Annotated in this window: 13 protein-coding genes; 9 read left to right on the plus strand and 4 right to left on the minus strand. The window is 72.7% G+C overall.

The genetic code is table 11. The features are described 5' to 3' along the window. The first annotated feature begins 161 nt into the window (after positions 1-161). From AC07F3_RS19770 to AC07F3_RS19785, 4 genes are all read left to right on the plus strand, one after another. Positions 162-1,121 carry a Zn-ribbon domain-containing OB-fold protein gene (locus AC07F3_RS19770; RefSeq protein WP_479115739.1) on the plus strand — a complete coding sequence of 320 codons (960 nt, stop codon included), beginning with the start codon at positions 162-164 and terminating at the stop codon, positions 1,119-1,121. After that, a complete protein-coding gene (locus AC07F3_RS19775; protein WP_479115741.1) occupies positions 1,121-2,182 on the plus strand; it encodes a thiolase domain-containing protein in 1,062 nt (353 codons plus the stop codon). The genes AC07F3_RS19770 and AC07F3_RS19775 overlap by 1 nt, the downstream gene beginning before the upstream one ends. Beyond that, positions 2,179-3,345 carry a thiolase domain-containing protein gene (locus AC07F3_RS19780; protein ID WP_479115743.1) on the plus strand — a complete coding sequence of 389 codons (1,167 nt, stop codon included), beginning with the start codon at positions 2,179-2,181 and terminating at the stop codon, positions 3,343-3,345. Before AC07F3_RS19775 ends, AC07F3_RS19780 begins: the two co-directional genes overlap by 4 nt. A gap of 107 nt (positions 3,346-3,452) precedes the next feature. Then, positions 3,453-3,716, plus strand: a complete 264-nt coding sequence (locus tag AC07F3_RS19785) for a DUF397 domain-containing protein (protein WP_479115745.1) — start codon at positions 3,453-3,455, stop codon at positions 3,714-3,716. Positions 3,717-3,884: 168 nt separating this feature from the next. Here the strand turns inward: AC07F3_RS19785 and AC07F3_RS19790 are convergent, their stop codons facing one another. Beyond that, positions 3,885-4,946, minus strand: a complete 1,062-nt coding sequence (locus AC07F3_RS19790; protein ID WP_479115747.1) for an isoafricanol synthase — start codon at positions 4,944-4,946, stop codon at positions 3,885-3,887. 319 nt (positions 4,947-5,265) lie between these two features. Here AC07F3_RS19790 and AC07F3_RS19795 point away from each other — a divergent pair, with 319 nt between their 5' ends. The 4 genes from AC07F3_RS19795 (at position 5,266) to AC07F3_RS19810 (ending at position 10,485) form a co-directional block, all read left to right on the plus strand. Next, positions 5,266-6,849: an ATP-binding protein gene (locus AC07F3_RS19795; RefSeq protein WP_479115749.1), complete on the plus strand. Its 1,584-nt coding sequence runs from the start codon at positions 5,266-5,268 to the stop codon at positions 6,847-6,849. 102 nt (positions 6,850-6,951) lie between these two features. Continuing rightward, positions 6,952-8,154 carry a LuxR C-terminal-related transcriptional regulator gene (locus tag AC07F3_RS19800; RefSeq protein WP_479115751.1) on the plus strand — a complete coding sequence of 401 codons (1,203 nt, stop codon included), beginning with the start codon at positions 6,952-6,954 and terminating at the stop codon, positions 8,152-8,154. Positions 8,155-8,365: 211 nt separating this feature from the next. After that, positions 8,366-8,866, plus strand: coding sequence for a hypothetical protein (locus AC07F3_RS19805; RefSeq protein ID WP_114034819.1), 501 nt, complete (start codon positions 8,366-8,368; stop codon positions 8,864-8,866). A 290-nt stretch (positions 8,867-9,156) separates the two neighbouring features. Further along, positions 9,157-10,485 carry an N-acetylmuramoyl-L-alanine amidase gene (locus tag AC07F3_RS19810; RefSeq protein ID WP_479115753.1) on the plus strand — a complete coding sequence of 443 codons (1,329 nt, stop codon included), beginning with the start codon at positions 9,157-9,159 and terminating at the stop codon, positions 10,483-10,485. Positions 10,486-10,557: 72 nt separating this feature from the next. Here AC07F3_RS19810 and AC07F3_RS19815 read toward each other — a convergent pair whose 3' ends face one another. Then, positions 10,558-11,688, minus strand: a complete 1,131-nt coding sequence (locus AC07F3_RS19815; protein ID WP_479115755.1) for an aminoglycoside phosphotransferase family protein — start codon at positions 11,686-11,688, stop codon at positions 10,558-10,560. Positions 11,689-11,920: 232 nt separating this feature from the next. Here AC07F3_RS19815 and AC07F3_RS19820 point away from each other — a divergent pair, with 232 nt between their 5' ends. After that, positions 11,921-13,414, plus strand: coding sequence for a DNA-binding protein NsdB (locus AC07F3_RS19820; RefSeq protein WP_479115757.1), 1,494 nt, complete (start codon positions 11,921-11,923; stop codon positions 13,412-13,414). Between the two features lie 68 nt (positions 13,415-13,482). Here the strand turns inward: AC07F3_RS19820 and AC07F3_RS19825 are convergent, their stop codons facing one another. Together AC07F3_RS19825 and AC07F3_RS19830 are read right to left on the minus strand one after the other, a co-directional pair. Then, a complete protein-coding gene (locus AC07F3_RS19825; protein WP_479115759.1) occupies positions 13,483-14,916 on the minus strand; it encodes a PP2C family protein-serine/threonine phosphatase in 1,434 nt (477 codons plus the stop codon). A gap of 239 nt (positions 14,917-15,155) precedes the next feature. After that, positions 15,156-15,785, minus strand: coding sequence for a DUF1275 family protein (locus AC07F3_RS19830; RefSeq protein ID WP_479115761.1), 630 nt, complete (start codon positions 15,783-15,785; stop codon positions 15,156-15,158). Positions 15,786-15,903: the final 118 nt, after the last annotated feature.

Below are 15,903 nucleotides of genomic sequence, written 5' to 3' on the forward strand. Positions count from 1 at the left end.
GGTGGTGTGGTCCGGGGCTTTGGCCCGGGCCCTGTACGTGCTTGGTCGGCGCTCGTCCTCGAACGCCGGACGGGCTGGGGGTGGTGGTGTTCGCTCGTCCTCGCAATGCCGGACGGGCTGTAGGTGGCCCGGGATTGTTCAGGAACTTAAGGAGTTCGCCCATGACTGGCTCTGCCGTCCCCGAGGTGCTGCGGGCGCCCCTCGTCGTCGAGTTTCCCTTCACCCGGTCCCTCGGGCCCGTCCAGAGTGCCTTTCTCAGCGGGCTGCGGGAACAGGTCGTGCTCGGGGTGCGGGGCGGGGACGGGCGGGTGCTCGTGCCGCCCGTCGAGTACGACCCCGTCACGGCCGAGGAGATCCGCGACCTCGTCGAGGTCGCGCCCACCGGCACCGTCACCACCTGGGCCTGGAACCCCGCCCCGCGCCGCGGTCAGCCCCTCGACCGGCCCTTCGCCTGGGTGCTCGTCAAGCTGGACGGGGCCGACACCGCGCTCCTGCACGCCCTGGACGCGCCCGGACCCGACGCCGTGCGCACCGGGATGCGGGTCCGGATCCGGTGGGCCGGGGAGCGTACGGGAGCGATCACCGACATCGCCTGCTTCGAACCGTACGACGGAGCGCCGGACCGGCGACCCACCGCCCACAGCGGCACCTTCGAGGACGCCGTCACCGGCATCGTCGCGCCCGCCCGGCTCGACTACACCTACAGCCCCGGCCGCGCCCAGTCCGCCTACATCAACGCGCTGTCGGCCCGCCGGACGGTGGGCGAGCGCTGCCCCGCCTGCCGGAAGGTGTACGTGCCGCCGCGCGGCGCCTGCCCCACCTGCGGCGTCGCCACCGAGGAGCGCGTCGAGGTCGGACCGGCCGGGACCGTCACCACGTTCTGCATCGTCAACATCAAGGCGCGCAACCTCGACATCGAGGTGCCCTACGTCTACGCGCACATCGCCCTGGACGGCGCGGGTCTCGCCCTGCACGGCCGGATCGGCGGCATCCCCTACGACCAGGTCCGGATGGGACTGCGGGTCGAACCGGTGTGGAGCGAGGGCGGCCGCTACCCCGACCACTACCGGCCCACCGGCGAACCCGACGCCGACTACGAGACGTACAAGGAGCTGATCTGATGGCGCCCACCGGACCCGCCCGGGACGTGGCGATCGTCGCCTTCGCGCAGAGCGACCACCGGCGCCGCACCGACGAGCTGTCCGAGGTCGAGCTGCTCATGCCCGTGCTGCACCACGTGCTCGACGCCACCGGCCTCAAGACCAGCGACATCGGCTTCACCTGCTCCGGCTCCAGCGACTACCTCGCGGGCCGCGCCTTCTCGTTCACCATGGCGCTCGACGGGGTCGGCGCCTGGCCGCCGATCTCCGAGTCCCATGTGGAGATGGACGGAGCCTGGGCGCTCTACGAGGCCTGGGTGAAGATCCTCACCGGCGAGGCGGACACCGCGCTCGTCTACGGGTACGGCAAGTCCTCGCCCGGCGAGGTGCGCGACGTGCTGACCCGGCAGCTCGACCCCTACTACGTGGCGCCGCTGTGGCCCGACTCGGTGGCGCTGGCCGCCCTCCAGGCGCAGGCCGTCATCGACGCCGGGGACGGCGACGAGGCCGCGCTCGCCGCGATCGCGGGCCGCAGCCGGGACGCCGCGAGCGCCAACTCCCATGCCCAGGTGCGGGGTTCGCGTCCGCAGGGCGCCTATCTGGTGCGGCCGTTGCGTACCGGGGACTGCCCTCCGATCGGGGACGGCGCCGCCGCGGTGATCCTCGCCGCCGGAGACCGGGCACGCGAACTGTGCGCGCGACCCGCGTGGATCCGCGGCATGGACCACCGCATCGAGGCGCACGGCCTCGGCGTGCGCGACCTCACCGACTCGCCCTCCGCCCGCCTCGCCGCCGAACGGGCCGGCGCCTTCGAACGGCCCGTCGACACGGCCGAGTTGCACGCGCCCTTCACCTCGCAGGAGATCGTCCTGCGCAAGGCGCTCCGGCTCGGCGACGACGTCACCGTCAACCCGTCCGGCGGCGCGCTGGCCGCCAACCCCGTGATGGCCGCCGGGCTCATCCGGCTCGGCGAGGCCGCCGCCCGCATCCACCGCGGCGAGTCCGACCGGGCCCTCGCGCACGCCACGTCCGGCCCGTGCCTTCAGCAGAACCTGGTCGCCGTCCTGGAGGGGGAGTCATGAGCAAGGAACCCGTGGCCGTGGTCGGCGTCGGCCAGACCAAGCACGTGGCCGCCCGGCACGACGTCTCGATCGCGGGACTCGTCCGCGAGGCGGCCCAACGCGCCCTGGACGACGCCGGGTTGAGCTGGCCCGACATCGACGCCGTCGTCATCGGCAAGGCGCCCGACTTCTTCGAGGGCGTGATGATGCCGGAGCTCTACCTCGCCGACGCGCTCGGCGCGGTCGGCAAGCCCATGCTCCGGGTGCACACGGCCGGCTCCGTCGGCGGCTCGACCGCGCTCGTGGCCTCCAACCTGGTGGCCGCCCGGGTGCACCGCACCGTGCTGACCCTCGCCTTCGAGAAGCAGTCCGAGTCCAACGCCATGTGGGGCCTGTCCCTTCCGGTGCCGTTCACCCAGCCGCTGCTCGCCGGGGCGGGCGGGTTCTTCGCCCCGCACGTACGGGCCTACATGCGGCGCACCGGCGCCCCCGACACGGTGGGCTCCCTGGTCGCGTACAAGGACCGGCGCAACGCGCTGAAGAACCCGTACGCCCATCTCCACGAGCACGACATCACCCTGGAGAAGGTCCAGGCCTCGCCGATGCTGTGGGATCCGATCCGCTACTCCGAGACCTGTCCCTCCTCCGACGGGGCCTGCGCGATGATCCTCACCGACCGCGCGGGCGCGGCCCGTTCGCCCCGCCCGGCGGCCTGGGTGCACGGCGGCGCCATGCGCAGCGAGCCCACGCTGTTCGCGGGCAAGGACTTCGTCTCGCCCCAGGCGGGCAAGGACTGCGCGGCCGACGTGTACCGGCAGGCCGGCGTCGCCGACCCCCGCCGCGAGATCGACGCCGTCGAGATGTACGTGCCGTTCTCCTGGTACGAGCCGATGTGGCTGGAGAACCTGGGCTTCGCCGCCGAGGGCGAGGGCTGGAAGCTCACCGAGGCCGGTGTCACCGAACTCGACGGCGACCTCCCCGTGAACCCGTCGGGCGGCGTCCTGTCCACCAACCCCATCGGCGCCTCCGGCATGATCCGCTTCGCGGAGGCGGCCCTCCAGGTGCGCGGCCTGGCCGGTGAACACCAGGTGGAAGGCGCCCGCAAGGCGCTCGGCCACGCCTACGGCGGCGGTTCCCAGTTCTTCTCGATGTGGCTCGTCGGCGCCGAACCACCCACCCGCTGAGGCCGGTACGCGGCGGACCGGCCCCGGTACTCCTTCCGTGGCCTGTCCGTCACAGCGCGCGATGGCTAGTCTGGCCCCGGACGACAGTACCGGGGAGGAGCACGGACGTGGCCGACACCACCACCCAGCACACCTTGCGGAGCCTTGCGGGGCCAACCCGTTCCGGCTGGGACAAGCCGGAGCTCGACCTCAGCGAGGCCGAGTGGCAGTCGAGCAGTCAGGGGGCGGGAGACGTCCAGATCGCCTTCGTCGAAGGCTTCATCGCCATGCGCAACAGCGGCAGCCCCGGCAGCCCGTCGCTGATCTTCAGCCCCGCCGAGTGGCGCGCCTTCGTGCTCAACGCGCGGGACGGCGAGTTCGACCTCACCTGAGCCCTGCGCCGAGGCCGGTCGCGCCCGCGACGGAGCCGCACGACGTCCCGGCCCCGCGCCCGCCCGGGCGCCGGAGCGCGGGCCGACCGCCTCGCGCGGGCGCGCCGAAGCGGCCGCCGATGTCCTGGGCGGCCTTGCCCCACACACGAGTTGAGCCCCCGCCCCCTCTCACCCCTCGGCGGCCTGCTCGGGGAACAGCTGGGCCCAGGGCCGCTGGCGGCCCTCGCTGACGGCGGCGATGCCCGCCTCGCCGTACCGGGCGGTCTCCAGGGACCAGGCCAGGTTGCCGCTCATCAGGGCGCGCATGCCCTCGACGTAGTCGTCCACCTGGGCCCGCGCCTGCTCGGGCAGCGCCGTCTCGTCGAGCCGGGCGTCGAGCTCGGCGGTCAGCTCCTGGAAGCGGGCGAGCCGGGCGTTGGCCACCCCGGCCACCCGCCGCACCGCCTGGTCCACGGTGCACATCTCCTGCCGCAGCAGGATGATGACGCTGTTGTTGACGTCGCCCGCGGCCAACTCCTTGTCCACGGACACCATGTCGTTGACGAAGATCACCACATCGGCCGTGATCTCCCGCATCTCCGCCAGCGGCTCCCCCTCGTGCAGCTCTCTCGGCAGCGTGTAGCCGCCGCAGCGCTCCACCAGGTCCAGACAGGGCTGCACCCCGATGGAGTCCCGCCGCCCGCGCAGGAAGCCGGGAAGCGACAGGGTGCCGTTGCGCGTCCGGTTCAGCGCCTCCCAGTGATACGCCGTCAGATACTCGCGCCAGTGTGCGCGGAAGCGGTCCTGCCACAGCAGCGGAGTGCCCGCGGTCACCCGTTGCCACAGATCGTGGAAGCTTTCGGCCAGCCGGTTCGAGGCCTCGCCCGGAACCGGCGGCTCGTCCCCCATGGTGCGCAGCACCGTGTCGATCTGGCGCAGCACGACGTCCGGCCGCTTGCCCAGCGGGCCGTCGAACTGGTCGTCGAAGACGAAGAACCAGGCGTTGAGATCGGTCGCCAGCGCCAGATGCGCGTCCGAGGCGTCCGGATAGAAGTACGCCATCAGGCGTTCCAGGCCCATCGCGTCGTACTCGGCCGTGGCCTGCTCGCCGGCCAGCATGCCGAACTCGTACAGCCAGTCCAGCGTGTGGCGCCGGGCCAGCTCGTGCCGGGGGTGGCGCCGGGCGGGGAAGGGTATGTCGACGAGACCGGTCCGCGTCCTGGCCGACCTGCTTCTGCCAGTGCTGACCATGCGGCACCGCCTCCTCGATCTCCTCGATGTTCCATGACGTGCCGTACTTCTTTTAATCATCAACGGGCCTGCGGCCGGGGAGAAGTCGTACGCTGCCGGAGCCCGACAGCGCACAGGGGGCGTGCAAGGTGACGTCTGGCGCCCCTCGTTGACATTCCGATCCCAACCGTCCATGGATCCAGCCAACTTAAAGGGTCAAGGAGGAGACGGAAGTCGGTTATTCATGTCACGGTACGTGTCCGGGGCGTAGGCTCGGTGCTACTGCCAGAAGGGGACCGCTGTGGCGGAGACGAGGGGCCGGGGCGGAGCGCCGCGCCGGATGCTCTTTGAGCGTGACGAGGAACTGCTGCTGTTCGACAGCATGTTGAACGACCTGTGCGGCCGCGCGGGCGAGGGGAGCGCGCCCAACGGCGGCCTGCTCGCCATCGCCGGATCGGCAGGCCTGGGCAAGACCACATTGGTGGCCGAAGTGCGCCGCAAGGCCGCGGCACGCGGCTGCACCCTGCTCGCCGCCCGCGGCAGCGAGCAGGAGGAGGGCGTGGCCTTCCACGTCGTACGGCAGCTCGTGCAGCCGGTGCTGGCCGCGGCCACCGAGGCCGAGCACCGCAACATACTGGGGAGTTGGTACGACATCGTCGCGCCCGCGGTCGGACTGGTCGCGGGAAAGAGCGGGGTCGCGCCCGACCCGCAGGGCGTCCGTGACGGCCTCGACTGGCTCGTCACCCGCTTCGCCGTCCAGTACGCGCCCGTCGTGCTCGTGGTGGACGACGCCCACTGGGCGGACGAGGAGACGCTGTCCTGGCTGAGCTCGTTCGCGCTGCGCGCCTCCGACCTGCCGCTCCTGATCGTCGTGGCCTACCGGCCCGAGGAACTGCCCCGGCACGCGGCCGAGTTCCGCCGGCTCGCCATGCGGCACGGCTCGCGCCCGCTCGACCTCTCGCCGTTCACCCCGGCCGCCGTCAGCGACCTGGTGCGCGACGCGCTCGGCGAGGGAGGCGACGAACTGTTCGCGCGCGAGTGCTGGGCACTGACCGCGGGCAACCCGTACGAAGCCGTGGAACTCGTCGCGAGGATCCGCGACCGCGGCATGAAACCGCAGTACGTCAACGCCACCGAGCTGCGCGAACTGGCCTCCGCCGTACGCGGCAGCGGGCTCATCGAGCGGCTTGAGCGGCTCGGCCCCTCCGCGGTGCGGCTCACCTGGGCCGTCGCCGTGCTCGGCACCGACGCCGACCGCGAGATGGCGGCCGGGGTCGCCGGGCTCGGCGCGGAGGAGATGGCCGACGCGGTGGACCGGCTGCGCGAGGCGCGCATCCTCGCGCCCGCACAGGACGGACCCGGCAGGCTCGACTTCTTCCACCCGCTCGTGGGCACCGCGGTCTACCGGGCCATCCCGGCGGCCATGCGCGTCGCGATGCACGGGCAGGCGGCCTTCGCCGTCACCGAGGCCGGTCTCGGCGCGACCTCCGCGGCCCGGCACATCCTGGAGATGCACCCCGAGAACGACCGGTGGGCGGTGCGCCAGCTGCGTGCCGCGGCCCGCGACTACCTGCGCGCGGGCGCACCGGACGCGGCCCGGCGCTGTCTGGCCCGCGCCCTGCGCGAACCTCCCGCCCTGGAGGACCGCGCCGAGGTCCTCTTCGAGCTGGGCTGCTCGGCGCTCCTGAACGAGCCCGCCACCACCGTCAACCACCTCAAGGCGGCCCTCGAAGAGCCCGAACTCGCCCCGGAACTGCGCGAAGCCGTCACCTACCGGCTTGCCCAGGCACTGGCCCACACCGACCGCATGGGCGAGGCCGCGGCCCTCGTGGCCGCCGAGGCCAAGCACTCCACCAGCGCCCGCACCCGGCTGCGCATGCAGGCCGAGACGTTCCAGTGGAACGCCTTCCGCGCCGACGAGTAGGACTCGCCGACCCGCTCGCGCAGTCTGGCCCGGCTCGCCGAGCACCTCACCGGGCGCGGCAAGGCCGAGCGCTACATCCTGGGCCTGCGCGCCTGGGACGCGATGGTGCGCGGCGAACCCGCCGAGATCGCCTTGGGCTACGCCGAGCAGGCCCTGGAGGGCGGGCTGCCCTGGACCGACGACAACTGGGGCTTCGAGGTCCCGGTCCTGGTCGCGCTCACCTTCATGTACTGCGACCAGCCCGGCCGCGCCGACGAGCTGTTCAACCAGGGCATCGCCGACTGCGAACGCAAGGGCTGGCGCGGCGCCCACCTGTCCTTCGGCCTGACGCTGCTCGGCTACATCAAGTTCCACCGCGGCCGGCTCGCCGAGGCAGAGGACCTGGTGCACAGCGGGCTGCGGATCGCCGACCGGGTCGGTCAGCAGATCCCCGCCCAGTGGTTCGCGCTCGGCATCCTCATCGAGATCCTGATCGCCCGCGGCCGCGTCCAGGAGGCCCAGGAACTCTCCGACACCTACAACTACGGCCAGGTCGTGCCCAACGCCGTGGTCTATCCCGACTCCGAGACCGTCTACAGCGAGCTGCTGATCGCCCGCGGGCTGCGCACCGACGCCGAGGAACGGCTGCGGGCGGTCGGCCGCAGGCTCGAACCGCGCGGCATGCGCAACCCCATGTGGTGCCCCTGGCGGCCGCTGCTCGCCCAGACGATCGCCCACACCGATCCCGGCGAGGCCGCCGAGGTCGCGCAGGAAGCCGTCGAGATCGCCCGCCGCTTCGGCACCCCGGGCGCCATCGGCCGCGCCCTGCACGCGGCGGCCAAGGTGACCTCCGGAGCCGACAGCCTGGCCCTGATGGCCGAGGCCGTCCGCCAGCTGGAGAAGTCCCCGGCCGCCTACGAGCTGGCCCAGGCCCTGGTCGACCACGGCGCGATGCTCAGCCGTGCCGGGCTGCCGCAGGACGCCGCCGACCTCTTGATGCGTGGCCTGGAGAGTGCCGCGCTCTGCGGCGCGGACGCGCTGGCGGCCCGGGCCCGCGAGGAGCTCGCCGCCTCCGGTCTGCGCCCGCTCCAGCTGCGCGCCGTCGACTCGGACTCGCTCACCTCCCAGGAGAAGGCGGTGGCCGAGCGGGCGGCGCAGGGCTGGGAGAACCGGCGGATCGCGGAGGAGCTCGGCACGAAGGAACGCACGGTGGAGCTCCTCCTGTCCGGCGCCTTCCGCAAGCTCGGCACGGACCGCAGCGGCCTGGCCGGGCTGCTGCCCTTCCAGACCCGGGGCTCCGGCACCCGAGGAGTGCCGGGCCGCTGACCACCCCGGGACGGCCCCGGCCCCCCAGCCACCCGTCGGCAGGGGAGCCGGGGCCGCGCCCCGTGCGGGGCTGCTGGAAGGGCCCTCGCGCCGCCTCGTGCCACGGCCGGGGCGGCCCGTCCAGGCCGGCCCGGCCGGGCAGCGGATCCGACCCGCCCAGGCCCCCGGGCCCGGCTCCGCCGGACCGCTCGCGGCACGTACCATTGACGGCATGTCCTTCCTCCGCCGCCGCAGCGCCGCCACTCCCGCGGGCCCGGACTTCGATGTCCTGGCCATGGACCCGGGTGACTGGCCCGGCAACCTGGGCGCCGGTCTGCTGCCCGCCCCCGACGGCAGCTGCCAGGGTGTCTTCCTGCGCTACGACCTGTTCGGCGGCCGCGGCCCCGCAATGATCATCGGCAACCTGCCGGAGGGCTCCCCGGCCCGCGAGATGGCCGAGGGGCAGGTCCCCTTCGAGGTCGCCCAGCTGCTCGTGGCGCTGGAGAACGACGAGCCCATCGAGGTCGTGGGCAGCGAGGACATGCCGGTGATGCAGGGCGACAACCTCCTCATCGTGCGGCGTCTCAAGCTCTCCGAAAGCCGCATCTCCTGCGTGCAGTTCGACCGCAGCGACAACGTCCTCGTCACGATCGCCAGCTGGGACCGGCCGATCACCGACGACCTGTACGCCCTCCTGAAGCCGCTGCCCGCTGAGCTCTTCCAGCAGAGCTGAGCGACCCGCCCGGCGCATCGCCCGACAGCCCGGCACCTCCCGTCCGAGGTGCCGGGCTGTCGCATGCCCGCGGCCGTGAACCCGGCCCACCGCTACGGGTGTTGACCACCCCGTGCCATCGGCAGGTCAGATGCCCTGCCAGAGGTCTGGGCCACTGGTACAAGTCGGGGTGGCCGAGAGGTACTTGACGAGCCGTCATCGCGGGTCACACAGTGTCCCGCGCGGACCGCGCGCATCCACGCGCCGCTCTGCGAGAGAGCCCGCGCACCTCCCGGCAGGAAGGGTTGTCCATGACGTCCACACAGAGGATCGGACTCGCGCTCGCGGCGGCGACGGCCGGCGCCCTGGGCCTCGCCCTGGCCCCCGCCTCCCCGGCGAGCGCGGCCCAGGGCGGCGCCGAATGCCCCCGCGTCCTGAAGTGCGACTGGGTACCGGCGGCCTACCAGCAGACCGGCGACCCGGCCAACAAGGAGGCGTACGGCAACTACGACCTCTCCGACCGGCCGCACACCAACAAGATCAAGTACATCGTGCTGCACGACACCGAGGAAACCTTCGCCACCACCCTCAAGATCTTCCAGGACCCGAAGCGGGCCGCCTCGGCCCACTACGTCGTGCGCTCCGGCGACGGACACGTCACCCAGATGGTGAAGACCAAGGACGTCGCCTGGCAGGCCGGGAACTGGTACATGAACACGGAGTCCATCGGCATCGAGCAGGAGGGCTACGCCACCGAGGGCGCCACCTGGTACACCCCCGAGATGTACCGCTCGACCGCCGCCCTGGTGCGCTACCTCGCGGCCAAGTACGACATCCCGCTCGACCGCCAGCACATCCTCGGCCACGACAACGTGCCGCCCACCAGCCCGGGCGGTACCCCCGCCATGCACTGGGACCCGGGACCGTACTGGGACTGGAACCACTTCATGACCCTGCTCGGCAGACCCACCGAGCCCACCGGGCGCCCCGGCGGCCAACTGGTCACCGTCAACCCGGTGTTCAAGAAGAACCTCCAGGCCGTCCGCGACTGCGAGAAGAACATCGACCTGCCCGTCCAGCCCTCCAGCGCGGTACCGCTGTACACCGAACCGTCCACCGGCGCCCCGCTGTTCGCCGACCCCGGACTCCACCCGCCCGGCCGGCCCGGCACCAACTGCGCGGGCGACTGGGGCAGCAAGATCAGCGCCACCCAGCAGGCCGTGGTCGCGGACCGCAGGCCCGGCTGGACCGCGATCTGGTGGTACGGACAGAAGGCCTGGTTCCAGAGCCCCGAGCACACCCGCACGACCACCCCGACCGCCGGCTACGTCGTACGCCCCAAGCAGGGCCTGACCGACGTGCCGGTCTACGGAACCGCGTACCCGGTGGCGGGCGACTACCCGGCGGGCTTCACCTCGCCGCGCGTGAGCACCCCGCTCGCCTACACCATCAAGGCCGGACAGTCCTACCCCGGCGGCGAACCGACACCCGCGGGCTACTACTACGCCCCCACCATCGACTCCTCGTACCCCTACGACCACACGTTCTTCCCCGGCAGCACCCGCTTCGTGACGGTGCAGATCGGCCACCGGATCGCCTTCGTCAAGGCCTCCGACGTCGACGTCGTCCGCGTGCGCTGACGCACGACAGCGCGCTGCGCGCCCGGTGTGTCGGCACCGGACGCGCAGCACGCTTCCCCCTCTGCCCGGCGGTCAGCGCGTGCCGACCGCCGCCCGCACCGCCCGCCGCGCCAGGGCGCAGTCGTCGTGCAGCCTGCGAAGGAGCAGCCGCTGCTGCTCCCCGGCGGACAGCACACCCGGCGGGGTCTGCGCCGGGCTCACCGGCGCGGTGTCCCGCATGGTGCGCTGCACCGCCGTCTCGTACGTCCGGATCTCCCGGGTCAGCACGAGCATCAGGTTCACCAGGAAGGCGTCCCGCGCGGCGGGGCCCGCCGCCTGCGCGGCCTGACTGATCCGCCGCCGCTCCATGGGCGCCTCACCGAGGACCGCCCACAGGGTCGCCAGGTCGTAGCCGGGCAGGTACCAGCCCGCGTGCTCCCAGTCGACCAGCACCGGACCGGCCGGCGACAGCAGGATGTTGGAGAGCAGCGCGTCACCGTGCGAGAACTGCCAGTCGACCCGGCCCGACAGGGCCAGACCGTGCACCAGCTTCTGAAGGTCGCTCAGATCCCGGTCGGTGAACAGGCCGAGCTCGTGGTACCGGGTGATGCGCGGCGCGTAGTCCAGGGGCCTGCCGAACATCTCGGCGGGCGGCCGCCAGGCGTTGATGCGCCCGATCGCGCCGAGGGCGGCCCTGACGTCGGCACGCGGCGGAGCCTCGACCGGATGCCGCTGCAGGGCCGCTGCCCTGCCCGGCATCCGCTCGATCACCAGCGTGCAGTTGTCCGGATCGGCGGCGATCAGCCGCGGCACCCGCACCGGTGGGCGGTGCCGCACGAAGGCGCGGTAGGCAGCTATTTCGTGCCGGAACCGCTCGGCCCACGCGGGCGAGTGGTCCAGTAAACACTTGGCGACGGCGGTCGTGCGCCCTGTCGTGCCGACGATCAGCACGGAGCGTCCGCTGTGCCGCATCACCTGCACCGGGTTGAACTCCGGACAGATGCGCTGCACCGAGGCGATCGCGATGCGCAGCTGGGCGCCCTGGGGGCCGGACAGGTCGATTCTCCCGCTGAGCGGCTGCGTGCCCGCCCCGGGCCGACGCGGCATCCGGCCCGCGCCGTACGCCGACCCGGCGTGGGTGGGGTCGAGGTACGGTCCGCCACCCGCCCCCAGAGGACGGTGCGGCCGGGGCGGCGCGGACACGGAGGACGATGCTGTGTACATGGGTGACAGATCCCTTCGTGTGCCGACAAGTTGCGTGCGCTACCCGCCCCGGTGGCCGAGCCGCACCCTGGGGAATGTGGTCCGGCCCCCGGGTCGGGGTGGCGCTCTCTTACCTGACACCCGGCCGCGGGTGGCACACCATCTGGCGTGCCCTGGCGAACCGTGGCGAATACTCGCGCCGCATCTGACAAGGGGATTACTGTCAACTCAGCCGAGAACCTGGGGGCTTGACGTGAGCGGACAACCCAACACCCGCCTGAACGACCTGTTCGGCCTCGCCGGCTGGTCCAAGGGCGAACTCGCGCGACTGGTGAACCGGCAGGCGGCGGCCATGGGCCACCCTCAACTGGCCACCGACACCTCGCGGGTGCGGCGTTGGATCGACATGGGGGAGACCCCGCGCGATCCGGTGCCCCGGGTGCTGGCGGCGCTGTTCACCGAGCGGCTCGGCCGTGTCGTGACCATCGAGGACCTCGGGTTCGACCGGCACGGGCGCGCTGGAAAGCGGAACGACGTCAGGAACACCAAGAATCCGGACGGCCTTCCGTGGGCGCCCGAACGGACGGCAGCGGTCCTCACCGAATTCACGGGAATGGACCTCATGCTCAACCGACGCGGTCTGGTGGGCGCGGGCGCCGCGCTCGCCACCGGCTCCGTACTCAGCAGCGCCATGCACGACTGGCTGCACACCGACCCCGTACTCTCGGCCGACGCCCCCCGCATCAACGACCCCCTGCACGCCGACCCCGCCGGGTTCGACCGGTACGAGGCCGCCCCCATCGGGTCTCAGGAGATCGACGCCCTGGAGCGTTCGGTCGAAGTGTTCCGTGCCTGGGACGCCTCCCGCGGAGGCGGGCTCCAGCGCAAAGCGGTGGTGGGCCAGCTCAACGAGGTGGGCGGCATGCTCGCCTACCGCCACCCCGACCATCTCCAGCGACGCCTGTGGGGCGTCGCCGCCAACCTGGCCGTCCTCGCGGGCTGGATGTCGCACGACATCGGCCTGGAGCCGACCGCCCAGAAGTACTTCGTCATCGCCGCCCACGCGGCCCGCGAGGGCGGCGACCGCCCGCGCGCCGGCGAGGCCCTGTCCCGGGCCGCCCGCCAGATGGTCCACCTGGGCCGTCCCGGGGAGGCCCTCGACCTCATGAAGCTCGCCAAGTCCGGTTCGGGAGAGGAGACCCTGCCCCGCACCCGCGCGATGCTGCACACCATCGAGGCGTGGGCGCAGGCGTCCATGGGGCGCGGCCAGGCGATGCGCCGCACTCTGGGCGAGGCGGAGGACCTGTTCGTCTCCGACAAGGGCGATGTGCCGCCGCCGAGTTGGATGCAGATGTTCGACGAGGCGGATCTGCACGGCATGGAGGCGCTGGCCTTCCGCACGCTGGCCGAGCACGATCCGTCCGCGGCCACCATCGCGCAGCACCACGCCAAACAGGCGCTGGAGTTGCGGGTGGGCGGCCGTCAGCGCTCGAAGATCTTCGACTACATCTCGCTCGCGTCGGCCTGCTTCATCGCCGACGACCCGGAACAGGCGGACCGTTACGCCCGCCTGGCGCTGGTGTCGATGGGGGAGACCTCCTCGCACCGCACCTGGGACCGGCTGCGCGAGATGTACCGGCTCACGGGCCAGTACGCGGGCTACGCCAAGATCCAGGATCTGCGGGAGGAGATCCAGCTGGCGCTGCCGCAGGCGCCGTCGAAGGGGAGCCGGATCGCGGACATCTAGAAGGGGGTTGTACGCCGGACGCGTACAACCCCCGGGCCCCCTCGGGCCGTTCCTTCTCCGCCGGTGCGTCAGGACCCGATGCGGGCCACCAGCACACGGGCGTCGTCCTCGCGCTCGTGCTCGCCGAACTCCTCGACGATCATCCGCACGCAGTCCTGGGCTGTGCGGCCGCCGTCGAAGAGCGGGGCGAGTCCGAGCAGACGGCGCCGGCCCGCCTCGTCCGACGTCCCCTGCCGGGTCAGCCCGTCGGTGCCCAGCACGAGCAGGTCGCCCTCGCGGAGGGTGACTTCGGCCTGCCCGTAGGAGGCTCCGTGGGTGGCGCCGAGCAGCACCCCGTCCGGTCGGCCGAGCGCCCGCCCCGTCCCGTCGCGGAACAGCAGCGGGGCGGGGTGGCCCGCCTGGGACCAGGTGAGCCTGCGCCCGGCGGGCTCGTAACGACAACAGACCGCGCTGCCCAGGGCGGGCTGCACGGTCGTCTCCAGAAGCTGGTTGAGGTGGCCCATCAGGGGCCCCGGTCCGATGCCCGCGACGGCCATGCCACGCAGAGCGCCGAGCAGCATCGCCATCGCGCCGGTCGCCGTCACCCCGTGCCCCGTCAGGTCGCCGACGGTCAGTAAAGAGGCTCCGTCGGGCAGGGCCAGCGCGTCGTACCAGCCACCGCCGATGAGAGCGCTGGAGGAGGACGGCAGATAGTGCGCCGCGATGTCGAGTGCGCCGGGGCCGCCGTGCGGGAGTCGCAGGGAGCCGCGCCACGGTGGCAGCACGGCTTCCTGCAGCTCGACCGCGAGCCGGTGCTCGGTCTGCGCGATGTGGCGCTGGCGCTGCAGGCTGTCGCGGCTCTCCCGCACGGCACGCTGACTGCGCCGCAGCTCGCTCACGTCGCGCAGGACGGCCCACATCGAAGCGGTGCAGCCGTCGGCGTCGAGCACCGGCTCGCCCATCATGTGGAGCGTACGGATCCGGCCATCGGTCCGTACGATCCGGAACTCCCCGTCGATCGGCCGGCCGTCCACCAGACAGCCCGTCACCATCGCGGTGAGCAGCGCCTGGTCGTCGTCGAACACCATGGTGGGCAGCTCGTCGAGCGACATGCCGCCGCTCTCGGGGGAGCGGCCGAAGATCTGGAACAGCTCGTCGGACCAGCTCACCGCGTCGGTGAGCAGGTTCCATTCGGCGCTGCCGACCCGGCTGAGCAGCGAGCCGGGACCCGGCTCGTCGCCGAACGCGCTGCCGGAGGCGAGCGCCGCGGCGTCCTGTTCCTCCGGACTCAGGCCGTCGCGCAGCTGGTCCAAGTGCGAGCCCAGGTCGTCGAGTTGGTGCACCGCCAGGTCGCACAGGGCGCGCTGCCAGCGGCCCTGCGCGTCGTCGTCGTCCACGAGCGCGTCGCGGCGCACCGCGTCCACGCCCCCGCGCAGCCGGCGGGTCTGCGTGATCAGTGCGTCGACCGTGCCCCGCTCGGGCGGTTGTGGAGCGGGACGGTCCGCGAACAGATGGGACGGCATGACGTTCTCCGATGCGACCGCGGTGGGGCCTGGTCTGGCGAAGTGGACCGGTAACGACTGTTGCACAGGGAGCGACGCCCCGTAAGGGATTTGGCAACACTCGATACGGTGGTGCTTCTGGCATATGTCAAAGGCGAGCGATTTCGCCGGTCGGGTGGGGGTGCCGCCCTGCGGCATATGCCGTCCCGGGCCACTCGGGCGACCCGCGGCAGAGCTCTTCGGGCATGGCCGCCGGAGCCCTAACGGCGCGGCCGGAACGCCGGCGCCGCCGCGCACAGCACGGCCCCGACCAGGCCCGCGCCGGGGGACCAGCGCCAGGCGACCAGGGAGGTGGCGGCGGCCCCGGCCACGACGGCCGCGAGGCGCCCCGCGACCCAGGGGTCCCGCTGCCCGGGCTCGCGCCGCGCGAGCCGCCCCGCGAGCCCCGTGAACGTGCCGGTGAAGTAGGTGGTCGGGGTGCCCCACGCCCGTGCCTGCACCCCCATCGCGAGCGCGGCCGCGAACAGCAAGGCCAGTTGCGGCCCCAGCGAACGGCCGGGCCCCAGCGCCCAGCCGGCCGCCACCAGGGCGAGCAGCAGGGTCTCGGCCGCGAGCAGCGGGCGGGGCGAGACGCGGGAGCCGGTGACGGCCGCCCCGGCCACGCCGAGCGCGTACCCGAGGAGCGCGGTCAGGGCGCGGGGCACCACGTCGCGGTCCCCGGCGCCCACCGATGCGCCGACCAGGACGAGGTTGCCGGTCATCACGCCCGCGAAGACTTTCCCGAGACAGAGGAAGGCGAACGCGTCCGTGGCGCCCGATGCCGCGGACAGCACCAGGAGGAACCTCTCCTCGGACCGGGCGGTGGAAGTTGTCGTGATCGCGGAACTCATCAGCGCATTCTCGTCTCCTTAGAAGGGCGGACGCGTCAGGGCGCCCCGGACCCGACCCCCTGGCACGTCCACGACAAGGGTCCACTACGGTCCCTGTGGAGCACACCGGTCCGCGCGT

The sequence above is a fragment of the Streptomyces sp. NPDC045846 genome, assembly GCF_056431605.1.

Excerpts from the sequence above, each read along its gene's own strand:
- AC07F3_RS19770 (WP_479115739.1), top strand. The coding sequence starts at position 162 with ATGACTGGCTCTGCCGTCCCCGAGGTGCTGCGGGCGCCCCTCGTCGTC.
- AC07F3_RS19775 (WP_479115741.1), top strand. The coding sequence starts at position 1,121 with ATGGCGCCCACCGGACCCGCCCGGGACGTGGCGATCGTCGCCTTCGCG.
- AC07F3_RS19780 (WP_479115743.1), top strand. The coding sequence starts at position 2,179 with ATGAGCAAGGAACCCGTGGCCGTGGTCGGCGTCGGCCAGACCAAGCAC.
- AC07F3_RS19790 (WP_479115747.1), bottom strand. The coding sequence starts at position 4,946 with ATGGTCAGCACTGGCAGAAGCAGGTCGGCCAGGACGCGGACCGGTCTC.
- AC07F3_RS19795 (WP_479115749.1), top strand. The coding sequence starts at position 5,266 with ATGCTCTTTGAGCGTGACGAGGAACTGCTGCTGTTCGACAGCATGTTG.
- AC07F3_RS19800 (WP_479115751.1), top strand. The coding sequence starts at position 6,952 with ATGGTGCGCGGCGAACCCGCCGAGATCGCCTTGGGCTACGCCGAGCAG.
- AC07F3_RS19805 (WP_114034819.1), top strand. The coding sequence starts at position 8,366 with ATGTCCTTCCTCCGCCGCCGCAGCGCCGCCACTCCCGCGGGCCCGGAC.
- AC07F3_RS19810 (WP_479115753.1), top strand. The coding sequence starts at position 9,157 with ATGACGTCCACACAGAGGATCGGACTCGCGCTCGCGGCGGCGACGGCC.
- AC07F3_RS19815 (WP_479115755.1), bottom strand. The coding sequence starts at position 11,688 with ATGTACACAGCATCGTCCTCCGTGTCCGCGCCGCCCCGGCCGCACCGT.
- AC07F3_RS19825 (WP_479115759.1), bottom strand. The coding sequence starts at position 14,916 with ATGCCGTCCCATCTGTTCGCGGACCGTCCCGCTCCACAACCGCCCGAG.
- AC07F3_RS19830 (WP_479115761.1), bottom strand. The coding sequence starts at position 15,785 with ATGAGTTCCGCGATCACGACAACTTCCACCGCCCGGTCCGAGGAGAGG.